Source organism: Staphylococcus sp. HMSC069E10 (assembly GCF_001809205.1).
GTDB lineage: Bacteria > Bacillota > Bacilli > Staphylococcales > Staphylococcaceae > Staphylococcus > Staphylococcus hominis.
Genome location: NZ_KV796471.1, coordinates 55,192 through 68,077 on the forward strand (window position 1 = coordinate 55,192; position 12,886 = coordinate 68,077).

Annotated in this window: 12 protein-coding genes; 6 read left to right on the forward strand and 6 right to left on the reverse strand. The window is 30.9% G+C overall.

The features are described from left to right. Window positions 1-254: 254 nt before the first annotated feature. Window positions 255-1,118, forward strand: a complete 864-nt coding sequence (locus HMPREF2561_RS01605; RefSeq protein ID WP_017174849.1) for a GRP family sugar transporter — start codon at window positions 255-257, stop codon at window positions 1,116-1,118. A gap of 21 nt (window positions 1,119-1,139) precedes the next feature. After that, a complete protein-coding gene (locus HMPREF2561_RS01610) occupies window positions 1,140-1,931 on the forward strand; it encodes a glucose 1-dehydrogenase (protein WP_019834801.1) in 792 nt (263 codons plus the stop codon). Between the two features lie 68 nt (window positions 1,932-1,999). Here HMPREF2561_RS01610 and HMPREF2561_RS01615 read toward each other — a convergent pair whose 3' ends face one another. Beyond that, window positions 2,000-2,908, reverse strand: a complete 909-nt coding sequence (locus HMPREF2561_RS01615) for an AEC family transporter (protein WP_048762087.1) — start codon at window positions 2,906-2,908, stop codon at window positions 2,000-2,002. Between the two features lie 132 nt (window positions 2,909-3,040). Here HMPREF2561_RS01615 and HMPREF2561_RS10685 point away from each other — a divergent pair, with 132 nt between their 5' ends. Together HMPREF2561_RS10685 and mspA are read left to right on the forward strand one after the other, a co-directional pair. Next, complete coding sequence (locus HMPREF2561_RS10685) at window positions 3,041-3,208, forward strand: SE1832 family protein (RefSeq protein WP_101804312.1); 168 nt, start codon at window positions 3,041-3,043, stop codon at window positions 3,206-3,208. 72 nt (window positions 3,209-3,280) lie between these two features. After that, a complete protein-coding gene (gene mspA / locus HMPREF2561_RS01620) occupies window positions 3,281-3,598 on the forward strand; it encodes a membrane stabilizing protein MspA (protein ID WP_019834800.1) in 318 nt (105 codons plus the stop codon). A 67-nt stretch (window positions 3,599-3,665) separates the two neighbouring features. Here the strand turns inward: mspA and HMPREF2561_RS01625 are convergent, their stop codons facing one another. From HMPREF2561_RS01625 to HMPREF2561_RS01640, 3 genes are all read right to left on the reverse strand, one after another. Next, window positions 3,666-6,839 carry an efflux RND transporter permease subunit gene (locus HMPREF2561_RS01625; RefSeq protein ID WP_048762089.1) on the reverse strand — a complete coding sequence of 1,058 codons (3,174 nt, stop codon included), beginning with the start codon at window positions 6,837-6,839 and terminating at the stop codon, window positions 3,666-3,668. Between the two features lie 106 nt (window positions 6,840-6,945). Beyond that, window positions 6,946-8,208, reverse strand: coding sequence for a lipid II:glycine glycyltransferase FemX (locus HMPREF2561_RS01630; protein WP_048762090.1), 1,263 nt, complete (start codon window positions 8,206-8,208; stop codon window positions 6,946-6,948). A gap of 414 nt (window positions 8,209-8,622) precedes the next feature. Then, on the reverse strand, window positions 8,623-9,393 hold the full coding sequence (locus HMPREF2561_RS01640; RefSeq protein ID WP_019834797.1) for a VOC family protein: 771 nt from the start codon (window positions 9,391-9,393) through the stop codon (window positions 8,623-8,625). Window positions 9,394-9,563: 170 nt separating this feature from the next. On the opposite strand from HMPREF2561_RS01640, the gene HMPREF2561_RS01645 reads away from it, so the two are divergent. Next, on the forward strand, window positions 9,564-10,007 hold the full coding sequence (locus tag HMPREF2561_RS01645) for a MarR family winged helix-turn-helix transcriptional regulator (protein WP_048682439.1): 444 nt from the start codon (window positions 9,564-9,566) through the stop codon (window positions 10,005-10,007). Beyond that, window positions 9,994-11,199: an MFS transporter gene (locus HMPREF2561_RS01650; protein ID WP_070468268.1), complete on the forward strand. Its 1,206-nt coding sequence runs from the start codon at window positions 9,994-9,996 to the stop codon at window positions 11,197-11,199. Before HMPREF2561_RS01645 ends, HMPREF2561_RS01650 begins: the two co-directional genes overlap by 14 nt. Window positions 11,200-11,273: 74 nt before the next feature. Here the strand turns inward: HMPREF2561_RS01650 and HMPREF2561_RS01655 are convergent, their stop codons facing one another. Both HMPREF2561_RS01655 and moaA read right to left on the reverse strand, forming a co-directional pair. Next, the gene (locus tag HMPREF2561_RS01655; protein WP_017174859.1) at window positions 11,274-11,624 is read right to left on the reverse strand and encodes a SarA family transcriptional regulator; all 351 of its coding nucleotides are present in this window, start codon (window positions 11,622-11,624) and stop codon (window positions 11,274-11,276) included. 232 nt (window positions 11,625-11,856) lie between these two features. Beyond that, entirely contained in the window at window positions 11,857-12,879 is a 1,023-nt protein-coding gene (moaA, locus tag HMPREF2561_RS01660; protein ID WP_017174860.1) for a GTP 3',8-cyclase MoaA, read from the reverse strand. Between the last annotated feature and the right edge of the window lie 7 nt (window positions 12,880-12,886).

The window sequence follows — 12,886 nt, forward strand, 5'->3', positions numbered from 1 at the left end:
TTCATACGTTTAATATTGTAACATGTATAGCAATAGTGTTACTTTCCATCTCAACTTATTAATTTAAAGTAAAACTCCTATATTAAATTCAGCTTACTAAAATACTTAGGCTATACATTTTTATAATATTAGTCTTTTATATTTTATAAAAAAATGAGCAATTGCGTTTTATATCAATCACAAATAATATAAAATATTCACCAAGTGTTATGGAAAGGAAAGCACTTATTTTTGAAAAGGAGAGTGAGTAATAAATGCAGATTATTAACATATTAATCGCCTTATTACCTGCATTATTTTGGGGAAGTCTCGTATTAATCAATGTATTTGTAGGAGGAGGTCCATACAATCAAATTAGAGGTACAACGTTAGGTACATTGGTTATTGGTTTAATCTTACTTCTTACAGGTCATGCACAATTTGATAACCCTACTGTCATCATTGTAGGGTTAATTTCTGGTGCAATGTGGGCATTCGGTCAAGGAACTCAATTACAATCTGTTAACCTTGTCGGCGTATCTAAAACAATGCCTATTTCTACTGGTTTACAATTAGTAGGTACAACTTTATTTAGTGCTATCTTTTTAGGTGAATGGAGTACTGGATTACAAGTTACTTTAGGACTTATTGCAATGGTTTTATTAGTAACAGGGATTGCCCTTACATCACTAAAAGGAAAAAATGAGCGTTCTACAAAAGATCCTAATTTTAGTAAAGCAATGGTGATTCTAGTTGTAGGTACATTAGGTTATGTAGGTTATGTAGTAATCGGGAATATATTTGGCGTAAATGGTACTGATGCCTTATTCTTCCAATCAGTTGGTATGGCTATTGGTGGATTTTTACTTTCAATGAGACATGAAACAAATATTAAATCTACCACACTTAATATTATTCCAGGGATTGTTTGGGGAATAGGTAACTTATTTATGTTCTATTCTCAACCTAAAGTTGGTGTAGCAACAAGTTTCTCATTATCACAATTATTAGTTATAGTTTCTACTCTTGGTGGTATATTCTTATTAGGTGAGAAAAAAGATCGACGCCAAATGATTGGGATTTGGTCAGGTATTGCGTTGATTATCATCGCAGCAATTATATTAGGAAACTTAAAATAAGTATATTGAGGAGGTCATACAATGTTTTCTGAATTAGAAAATAAAGTTGTTGTTATTACTGGCTCTGGCAGTGGCATAGGAAAAGCAATGGCGGAAGTTTTTGGTAAAGAAAAAGCGAAAGTAGTCTTAAATTATAGATCAGAAAGTCATATGAAAGAACTTGATGCCCTTCAAGAAACAATCAAAAAATCTGGCGGTGACTCAATTACGGTGCAAGCCGATGTTTCAGTCGAAGAAGATGTGAAACGATTAGTAGAAACGGCTGTTAAAGAATTTGGAACAATTGATATCATGATTAATAATGCTGGTTTTGAAAAAGCCACTCCAAGTCATGAAATGTCTATGGCTGAATGGCAAAAAGTTCTTGATATTAACTTAACTGGTGCATTTATTGGTTCACGTGAAGCGGTAAAGCAATTTTTAAAAGAAGATAAGAAAGGTATTATTATTAATACTTCAAGCGTGCATGATACCATTCCTTGGCCAAATTACGTTAACTATGCTGCAAGTAAAGGCGGTCTTAAGTTAATGATGGAAACAATGTCAATGGAATATGCCCAACATGGCATTCGTATTAATAATATCTCTCCAGGTGCCGTTGTGACTGAGCATACAAAAGAAAAATTCTCTGATCCAAAAACACGTGCCGAAACATTAGAAATGATTCCAGCTAGAGAAATCGGTGATGCAAAAGATGTAGCAAACGGTGCATTGTTCTTAGCTTCTAATTTAGCTAGTTATGTTCATGGAACAACATTATATGTTGATGGTGGTATGATGAACTATCCTGCATTTATGGGGGGAAAAGGGTAATCATACTATAAAGTAAAAAAGCAAGCGATGATTAAAAATCGCTTGCTTTTTTCATATATATATAGTTTTTATACAAAGATAGCTTGATAAATATATATAATAATAATACTTATCACAATAGAAATATTAGTAACCATTCCAACTAATGGTAATGTTTTATATTTAAATTGAATTGAATATGGAATAATTGCCACACCCACAGGAAGTAACCATGTAATTAATAACGTTGTTTTAATCATATCATCCGATGTTGGTAAGAAAAAGTGGACTAATAAACCAGCAATACATCCAAGTCCGTAATGGACAATTAAATATTTCACTGCAATTGGTAAAAATTGTTTTTCAATTCTGAAGCTCAACATAATTCCAAGTAAAATCATTGATAATGGCATGTTCGCTTTAGAAATAATGGTAAAAAAGTCAATTGAAGCTTTTGGTAAATGAATATTAGCCATATTAAGTATAAACATTACAATATAAGTAACGAGTGGTACTGAAGAAATTAACTTTTTCCCTAAAAATTTGAAATTAAATTGATCACTACCTTCACTGTAATAACTACCTACAAAGTAAGTGACTCCAAACATAATAATTGCCCCACCGATATCGGCCATACCAAAATAAATCATACCATTTTCAGGCCAAATTGTTTCTACAAGTGGATAAGCAAATAAACCAATGTTTAATGACGCTGCCATCATACCTACTGAACCCTTGACATGATTATCATATTTTCTAAATAATGCAACCATAATTACTTTGGCCAATATGCCATAGATGAGCATCATAATTGGTAAAATAGAAAATGATAAATCAAGATTCGCACTATTTAAATTGACAATAACTAAAGAAGGTAATGTGACATTCAATACAAGCGTAGACAATACTTGACTATCTGCAGACTTAATAAAATTAATACGTTTAAGTAAGTAACCTAATGCAATTAACAAAATAATGATTATAAATTGCTCAGTCACAATTCATCCCTTCTTCCCTAATATTCCATTACAACTAATTACTCTAACACAATTAACAGTATTTTTAGAAGTTACTTGTTTCATGCTATAATCATTACTAATTATATTAATAAATAAGGAGTTCGACTAGACATGGACTTAGAATCACAATTAGCTGAGCTTAAATACGATTATATTCGTTTACAAAATGATTTAGAGAAAAAAGAATCACTAAATCAACAGATTGATCCTTTAGTAAAACAATTAGAAGAAATTGAAAAAGAAATTTCAGACATACGTTCAAAATTACATCAGAAATAATTTTTCAATATATCTAGGCATGAAAGTTCATGAATGCTATGATATTAGTCGTAATAGAAAGGATGTCATCAAGTGAAAATATACTTAATTTTATTACCCATACTGTATCTTATTGTAAGTTATATCAGTATTTTTAAAATGAAATCAATGTTCGTACATATTTTACGTCTTATTATGGGAATATTATTATTATTTGTAGTAGCTATCACTACGATCCAATTTCCTAGTGAAAATTGGTGGGTATTTGTTGTATTGCTTCTTCTTGTAGGAAATGTAGAAGTTACAGCTTTTAAAGCACTTAAAAACGATTATAAAGGTGTTTCAATTTTAAATATTATATCTATTATTATTTTTGTAATATATATTATTTTAACTTTTACTATGTATTAATAAAAAAGCAATTGAACGTATGTGCATACGTCTCAATTGCTTTTTTTGACTTATCCTAAATTTATCTTTATTTACGTGTAAGTTTGTTTTTTAAAGTAAAGAGTATTTCATAGATAACTGGCACTACGATTAAGGTTAGTAGTGTTGATGATACTAATCCACCTATGACTGTAGCGGCCATTCCTTTAGAAATTAGAATTGAACTATTTTGCCCAAATAATAATGGTAATAATGCACCGATTGTTGCAACTGCAGTCATCAAAATAGGTCTAATTCGGGTTCCACCCGCTTCAATTAAAGCTTCTTTCATTAACATACCTTGTTGTTCATTTGAAATCACTCTATCAATTAATACAATTGCATTTGTAACAACAATACCAATTAACATCAACATACCAATTAAACTTGGTACTGAAATGGTTTCTCCGGTAATCAATAATGCAAATACTATACCAATAGCTGTAAATGGTAATGAGAATAGAATTGTAAATGGTGCTAAACCACCTTTGAATGTGATAACCAACACAAGATACACAATAACAATAGCAATAAGCATTGCAAAAGCGAGTTGGCTCATAGCTGTATTAATATCATCTGTTGCACCACCAACATTAAACTTAACGTTATTAGGTTTATCAATTGTATTGATTTCACGCATCACTTTACTAGAAGTTCCACCAACATCAGAAGCGGTAATTTTACCTGAAATTGTTGTAGCATAATCGCCATCTTCTTGAACAAGTTTACTTGGTGTTGTTGTTTTGTTTAGACGTGCAATATCTTTTAATTTAACAGTTTCTCCACTTGGTGCATGTAAGTCGATGTTTTCTAGTTTATTTTGAGACCAATTTGTTTGTTTATTCTGTTTTACTTTTACATCTATATTATTACCATTTTCTTTAACAGTTGTAATTGTTTTTTCTGGTAAGTTCTCATTTAAATTCAATGCTAATTGTGCAGCTGAAATACCTTTATCTGTTGCTTTATTTTGATCTACTTTGATTTCATATTGATCATAGGTTTGTGATAAATCTGAATTGACATCTGCTACACCTTTAATGGATTTCATTTTATTTTCAACTTTAGTTACTGTACTTCTAATTGCATCAGTAGAAGATCCTTTAACAGTTACGTCCACTGAATTGTTTCCAGCTCCTGTACCTAAGTCTTGATTTTTCCATTTACCTGGGTTTTTCATTTTAGAAAGATGTGTAACCACTTTATCTGGTTCTTCCTCAAAGTGCGGCGTATCCGAATCATATTCCACCATAATAGCCATGCTATTCGTACTTCCCGTTGGATCTGCTGGAGAAGGGCCCCCTACAGAAAATTGAACTGTTTTAACTTTATCTTTACTTTGAAGGTATTTTTGAGCTTTTTCAGCATGTTTAAGTACTGCTTCTTCAGTTTCTCCTGGTTTAGGTGTATAAGTTAACGCTAAAAACTTATCTTCCCCTGTAGAAATATAACTTGTTCCTAATTTAGCTGCACCAATTCCTATACTCGCAATTAATATAACAATACTAATAATAAGAACAAGCCATTTATGATTAAGTGACCAACCAAGTACTCGTTTATATCCCTTACTAATCCCTCCTAATTTATTTTCTTCATTAACATTGCCCTTTATGTTTATTCCATTTTTAAAGAATGTTGAGGCAAGGGCTGGCACAACAGTAATAGAAACAAGAAGCGAAGCCAGTAAACTAAATGTGATAGCTAACGCAAATGGTCGGAACATTTCACCTACTGAGCCGGAAACAAAAGCTAGCGGTAAGAAAACTATAATTGTAACAATCGTAGAAGATAAAATAGGTTTAAATACCTCTCTCGTTGCACTAATAACTAAATTGTTCCCTTTTAATTGTTCACTTGGATCTGATAATCGTCGATAGATATTTTCTACTACAACAATAGAATCATCTATGACCCGACCAATCGCAATCGTCAATGCACCTAAAGTTAAAATATTAAGTGATACATTACTTAATTTCAGTGCAATAAGTGCAATCAAAATAGATAACGGAATTGAAACGATAGATATCGCTGTTGTTTTAATATTTCTTAAGAATAATAAAATAACAATAATTGCGACGATGGTACCTAATGCCGCTTTTTCAATCATAGTATATAATGAATCTTCAATTGGTTTAGCTGTGTCCATTGTTTTTGTAGCTTTGATATCACTATTATTCTTAACAAACTCGTCTATTTTCTTTTGCGTTGCTCTAGCCACTTGAACTGTATTTGCATCTTGTGCTTTCATTACTTGTACGTTCACTGCGTCTTTACCATTTGTTTTTGAAATAGAATCTCGTTCATCGCCCACAGTGATGTTAGCTAAATCTTTAAGTGGCACGCTTGGCATTTGACCATTTGTTCCTTTTAAAGAGCTATTCGTTTGCGATTGACTTGCACTAGATGATTGACTACCCTCTTGGCCAGTACTACTAATACTATTATCGTTAGAGTCACTTGATTGTCCTTGGCCTGCTATAGAAAGCGGGATGTTTAAATCTTTTAATGCACTGACTGATTTAAATTGACCATCCACAACGAGAGATTTTTCATTATTTCTAAATTGGAATAAACCGAGTGGTGTTTCTCTTGTCGCTGTCTTAATGTAATTTTCAACATCCTCCGCAGATAACCTTACTTTATCCAATTCTTTTTGTTTAAATTTTAAAGTAACTTGACGGGTAGTTTGTCCATTCAGTTGTGCACTTTGAACACCATCAACAGTTTGAAGTTTAGGTATTAATTGTTCATTAATTTCTTTTGTCGTAGTTCTTAAGTCATTACTTTTATTTGTAAATGAGTAAGCTACAATAGGAAAAGCATCGATGGAATTACGTATTAATTCTGGTTCACTTACTCCATCCTTAAAATCGATTTTGTCTATTTCTTTTTTCAGTACTTCTTCAGCTTTATCCATGTCAGTTCCGTTGTTATATTCAACTTTCACAATTGAAGCATTAGATATCGATTGTGTTTCTACACTTTTTACATAAGCGAGTGATCTGACTTGTTTATCAATTTTCGAGCTAATTTCATCTTGTGTCGTTTGAGGTGTAGCGCCTGGCATCGTCGTTTGGACAGAAATAATTGGGTTTTCAACATCAGGTAATAATTCTAATTTAAGTTTAGCACTTGAATATATGCCACCTATAATGACTAAAAGAACCATTAAGAAAATAGCAAACTTATTACCTAATGAAAATTGAAGCATCTTTTTAATCATTTAATTACTTCTCCTATAATAAGTTATTAATATTGGTAAAAAAATCTGAACGTTTCTTTATAGAATCGTTCAGATTAAATACTGTATCTACAATACTGTAAATTAATTATTTACGTTTTAATTTGCGAGAGAGTTTAATTTTGGCTTTTGTAAGTCTTGGTTTAACTTGTTCGATTAATTGATATAACGGCTGATTTAAGACATAATCAAACTCACCAATTTTTTCACTTAAATAAGTGCCCCATACACGTTTAAAAGCCCATAATCCATAGTGTTCAGAACCTTTTGATGGATTATTATCTGTGCCACCAAAGTCATACGTTGTTGCACCATGATCTCTTGCGTATTTCATCATTTCATATTGCATATGATGGTTCGGTAAGAAATCACGATAATCATTTGAAGAAGCTCCATATAAGTAATATGATTTTTTACCTGCAAACATAAGTAATGCGCCTGATAAATATACGCCTTCTGGATGTTCTTGATTTAATCTTTCTAAATCTTCTTTTAATTCAGTTGTCTTAGAAATCTTATTTTTTACATCATTTAATTTGTTAGCTGTTTTTTTATCATTTGGACGTGCTTCTGACTTCGCTTCTAGTTTAGCTTTTTCTGCTTCTTGAGCTTCTAGATCTTTATTCGTTTCATCAAGCACTTGTTGTGGCTCTAATTTCACTAAGAATAATTCTGCATCCCCATCTTCATGTAATGAGTCATAAATATTCTCAAAATAGCTAATATCACGTGTTAAGAAGCCATCACGTTCACCCGTAATTTGCATTAATTTCGCAAATGTTTTAAGCCCTTCACGATTTGAGTGTTCAACTTTAGTACCTCGTTTAAGCGCCAATCTAACTTTAGAACGATTACGACGTTCAAAGTTTTGAATAATTTCATCATCCGTCTTATCAATAGGTGTAATCATTGTCATACGAGGTTGAATATAGTCTTTTGATAATCCTTCTTTAAACCCTTTATGTTTAAATCCAAGCATTCTTAAATTTTTAAGTGCTTCTGTGCCATGTTCTACTTCAACATCTGGATCAATCTTAATCGCATACGCTTTTTCTTCTTTAGCGATTTTTTTTGTTTCATTTAAAAGTGCTCTCAGTACATCTCTATCATTATAATCGGCTACGAATCCACGTGATACGTAGCATAATGTAAATGGTAACTTCGGTATCTTTTTAAATAATAACTGTCCTACACCTTTAATTTCACCATTTTCACCTACTGCCACACGTTTTGAATACCATCCAGTTAAGCGCTTTGTCTCTGCCCACTTTGTCAGTTGCAATAAATCACCATTCGGATGAGTTTTTACAAATTCGTCATGTTCCTGATTTGTGATATTCATCTTTTCCATGCTATATAAAACTCCTTTATCTTTGCATTACTTATCATTATACATTGTAGATTTGAGAGTGTCGACAAACTCATAATAGAAGTTGAATTTTCTTCAAAAAGCTATTCTTTTTGTTATACTTAATGAATGAAAAACACTACTATTTTTTATTAAAGAGGTTTTTAAAATTGAGAAATATAATTTTACTTATATTTATTGTATGTAATGCTATTGCAATAATTTATACAATGGCTCATCCTTTAACTATAAATTTTTTTAGTCTGAGAGTGATGTTTGTCGCTTTATCACTTGTACTTACCATTTTATTTATATTATTAAAAACAAATCGTTTTTCTTTAATATTAAGCTTAATCTCTCTAGTACTAGTTTTTATTCATATTGCTTTTATCGCACATAGTACTTATACCTATCTATTTAATTAGTTCCTTCATTCGGTTCGAAACGATATTTGGCTCCTTTAATAATAATTGAATAAGGAGTCGTAGTTTCATTATCTTTAAAAACAATGGTATTGTATCCAGATTGAGCCGCATCTTGAATCCGATAAACGATAGTATCCCCCTCTAATTTTAAGTCAGTGTAGTTCTCATTTTCTTCTATAATGTCCATATTAAACCAGCTTTGCCACTTAGTTAAGGTTTTAGAGCGTTTAGAACTATCTATAATAATTTTATCAATTTTAAATTGTTTCTGAAAAAATGAGTCTAAATTTTGCATATGATCGACTTTATTTTTATTCCACTCAATAAAAAAAGGTGGCCTAACCATATAGTCGGGATCAGCGATATAGAGTAACTTCCATCTTATCTTTTCACCCTTTTTATCTTCTCTGTCCATATGTATAGGACCAATCGTATCAATATGACGTTCGTTTAAAGATTGTTTTACCCTCTCTATATCTTCCGTTCTAAATGCCATTGTTTTAAATCCTTGCTTAAAATCATCTTGAACAATTTTCGTTGCAAAAGCGACTCTACCCTCTTCAGTTTTAGCTTCTTTCTTTAACTTTTCGACATCTTCAACATCTAAGAGTTCGATGTAATTTCCATTTATATAAGTTAAACGATTGAAAGTGCCATATTGATGATGCTTGCCTCCAGAATGAATTTTTAATAACTCACCTGGATATTTAAATCCTTTTAATTGATCGACGTAATGAATCATATGATCAAATTTCAACTTCATTTATCAATATCCCCTTTACTAATTTAAACTTAATTGTATTTTAACAAATTTCACTATACTTTACTCTATAACTTATATTTAGTGTTGAAAAATGAATGAAATCGGCGTATAATATTTTTCGTCATCAATTAGTTAGCCTTGCTAACTATTTTTGAGGGAGATAATTCAAAATGCTCACAAATGAATTTTTTAATAGTTTTATTGGTATTTATCGTCCTTATATTAAACGTACTCAATCTATATTAGATCAGTTTGGTCTACATACAGGTCAGTGGTTAGTGCTTAAAGATATTGCTACATATGACCAAACGACTTTAGTTCAAATATCTAAACGTCGTTTTATTGAAAAACCAACTGCGCGTAAAATTATTAAAGTACTATTTGAAAAAGATTTACTTTTGGTTACTCCAGGTACTGACAAACGTGAAAAGCTATTAAGTTTATCTGAAAAAGGACAGCAATTATTTGAGAACATTAATGCTTGTATTACACCTATTCAAGAAGATTTAATCCATCAATCTAATATATCTAATGATGATTTGGATCACGTCATAGCAATTATGAAAAAATTACATAACACATTATTGAAGGGGGATCCTCATGAATCAGACTAGTACTACTAAACAACCTATTTTTACTAAAAGTTTTACGATCAATTTTATGATTAACTTCTTTGTTTATTTGTGTATGTACTTATTATTAGTTATCATCGCTGATTATTCTAAAACATCCTATCATGTGTCGGACAGCTTATCTGGACTTGTTGTAGGACTATTTATTATCGGATCATTGATAGGACGTTTTGGAACGGGAAAGTATGTCAATCGTTTTGGTCCTAAAAAGATTTTAATTGCTGGTTTAATTTTTCTAATCATTACTCAGTTACTTTATTTTATCCCAGGATCGATAACCATCTTGATGTTAGTACGACTCCTAAATGGAATTGCTACAGCTATCGCAACGACAGCTACAGGTACAATTGCTGCACATGTTACCCCTGTAGAACGTAAAAGTGAAGGCATTAGCTTATTTTCACTAAGTCTTGTTCTTGGATCAGCCATTGGTCCTTTCTTTGGAATTTTATTATTGAAATCATTCTCAATTAATTTACTATTTCTTATCTGTCTTATACTAGGAATTGCAAGTTTAATTGTTTCAGTCTTTATTAAAATTGACTTTAATCCTACTAAAAATGCAATTGATAGAAAAGTAGCCCAAGCTTCTGGTTTCAACATTCATAATTTCATTGCTAAAGAAGCTGTACCAGTAGCAATTGTGATGATGATTATCGGGTTGAACTATGCTTCAATCCTAACATTCTTAAAATCTTTTGCTGAGCAACGTCATTTGTTAGAAGCATCTAGTTATTTCTTTATTTTCTATGCGGTCGCTTCATTAATCACTCGACCTATTGCTGGTAGGATGATTGATGCAAAAAATGAAAATGTTGTGGTTTATCCAGCATTTCTTGCCTTAATTATCACATTTGTTTTATTAGTATTTAGCTATAATGGTTGGGTATTATTACTTGCTGGCGTGTTATTAGGTATTGGCTATGGAAATCTCTCTTCTTCTATGCAAGCCATTGCAATTAAAGTGTCACCTTCAAGTAAATATGGAATTGCAACTTCAACTTACTTTATTGGATTAGATATTGGTATTGGTTTTGGTCCATCGTTGCTTGGATTATTTACAGGTTCAATCACGTATACTCAAGTTTATTTCATTATGGCTATTGTAGCCGCTTTATGTACGGTACTTTATTTAATTGTTCATGGTAGAAAAGTGAATGGTAATACGTATTAATCTTTCATTTAATATATAAAAAGAAGCACCCCTATGATTCGTTATAGAATATTAGAGGTGCTCTTTTTATTTAATTAATTTGCAATACTAATAGCTTCAATTTCATTTTTCATTTTATCTAATACTTTTTGTTGCGACGCATTAAAGAAATAAAATACTTGTCGTTCATCTGTTTCAGAACGTAATTTAGAAATTAATTCTTTCTTGTAAATTTTGCGGATGATGACGTCAATTTTACTTGTATCCCATAACATTTCAAAATGTAATGTATCGCGTAACTCTTTTCCGCTAATTTTTTTACCTTCATACACTTTAAATAAAACAACAAATTCCTCAATAGAAATTTTATACGTCATTTTCAACCAATGCTTCAATTGACTAAGTTCTCTTTCCGCTTCAATAAAGCGAGTCACTTTATTATTCATAGTACATGCCTCCAAAGTTGATTCTAAGTTGTATAAATACATAATATAATAAAATTGCTTAATTTAATTATATAACATATGCACAATTTAATCTATTACAAATATTAATTTATATCTGTTTAGTGATTAATATAAATTACTTTGAAATTATTAAAATTAATTAAAAATACTATCAAATTAAAATACAGAAGTAAGTGATATCACATATGATTATCACTTGCTTCTGTATAGATTAACCACCAATATAATTCATATTAATTTTCTTTCGTTGTCGATTTCTTACTGTTTGTTCTGTTCGTTCATCTGAATAACGATCATCACGTGCTTGCCATAATGAAATGAGCGTGTCTTTTAATTTTTGATGTGTAGCACCACTACGCAATAATGATTTAATATCAAAACCATCAATCACACTAAATAAACATCCATAAAATTTCCCATCAGATGATAATCTTGCTCTTGTACAAGTAGAACAAAATGAAGCTGAAACACTTGTGATTAGACCAAACTGTGCACCATTATCTTTATGTCTATAATATGTGGCAACTTCACCAAAATATTTAGGTGGAAGAGGTTCTATATCAAACTCTTCTTCAATAGTAGATAGCATTTCTTCTTTCGTAACAACTTTACTAAAATTCCAACCATTATCATTACCTACATCCATAAATTCAATGAATCTTATTTGAATATGTTTATCTTTAAAATATTCAATCATAGGTAGGATTTGATCATCATTAATTCCTTTTTGTATCACTACATTTACTTTTACATGAAATCCAATAGATATTGCATAATCAATTTGTTGCAAGATGGTAGAAGCTTTAATGTTACGGTTATTGATTGCTTGAAATACTTCATCATCAATTGCATCTAAACTTACATTAATTCTACGCAATCCTGCATCATACAACTTTTGACCATGTTTTTTTAAAAGTAAACCATTAGTGGTCATACCAATATCTTCAATACCTTCAATATGATTAAGTTTTTCAATTAATTTATATAAATCACGTCGTAATAAAGGTTCTCCACCAGTGATTCTTAATTTTTTCACGCCTAATTCAGCATAAACTTTGGCAATTGTTGTAATTTCATCAAATGTAAGTAATTCCTCTTTAGGTAAAAAAACAAAATCATCACCAAATATTTCTTTTGGCATACAATAATCACATCTGAAATTACAACGATCTGTTACAGAAATTCGTAGATCTCTTATAGGACGTCCTAATTTATCTTTAATTTGGATCGTCATTAACGTG

Bases quoted from the DNA above. Each gene is read 5' to 3' on its own strand.
- HMPREF2561_RS01655 (WP_017174859.1), bottom strand. From the start codon at position 11,624: ATGAATAATAAAGTGACTCGCTTTATTGAAGCGGAAAGAGAACTTAGT.
- HMPREF2561_RS01610 (WP_019834801.1), top strand. From the start codon at position 1,140: ATGTTTTCTGAATTAGAAAATAAAGTTGTTGTTATTACTGGCTCTGGC.
- HMPREF2561_RS01630 (WP_048762090.1), bottom strand. From the start codon at position 8,208: ATGGAAAAGATGAATATCACAAATCAGGAACATGACGAATTTGTAAAA.
- HMPREF2561_RS01650 (WP_070468268.1), top strand. From the start codon at position 9,994: ATGAATCAGACTAGTACTACTAAACAACCTATTTTTACTAAAAGTTTT.
- moaA (WP_017174860.1), bottom strand. From the start codon at position 12,879: ATGACGATCCAAATTAAAGATAAATTAGGACGTCCTATAAGAGATCTA.
- HMPREF2561_RS01640 (WP_019834797.1), bottom strand. From the start codon at position 9,393: ATGAAGTTGAAATTTGATCATATGATTCATTACGTCGATCAATTAAAA.
- HMPREF2561_RS10685 (WP_101804312.1), top strand. From the start codon at position 3,041: ATGGACTTAGAATCACAATTAGCTGAGCTTAAATACGATTATATTCGT.
- HMPREF2561_RS01605 (WP_017174849.1), top strand. From the start codon at position 255: ATGCAGATTATTAACATATTAATCGCCTTATTACCTGCATTATTTTGG.
- HMPREF2561_RS01645 (WP_048682439.1), top strand. From the start codon at position 9,564: ATGCTCACAAATGAATTTTTTAATAGTTTTATTGGTATTTATCGTCCT.
- HMPREF2561_RS01625 (WP_048762089.1), bottom strand. From the start codon at position 6,839: ATGATTAAAAAGATGCTTCAATTTTCATTAGGTAATAAGTTTGCTATT.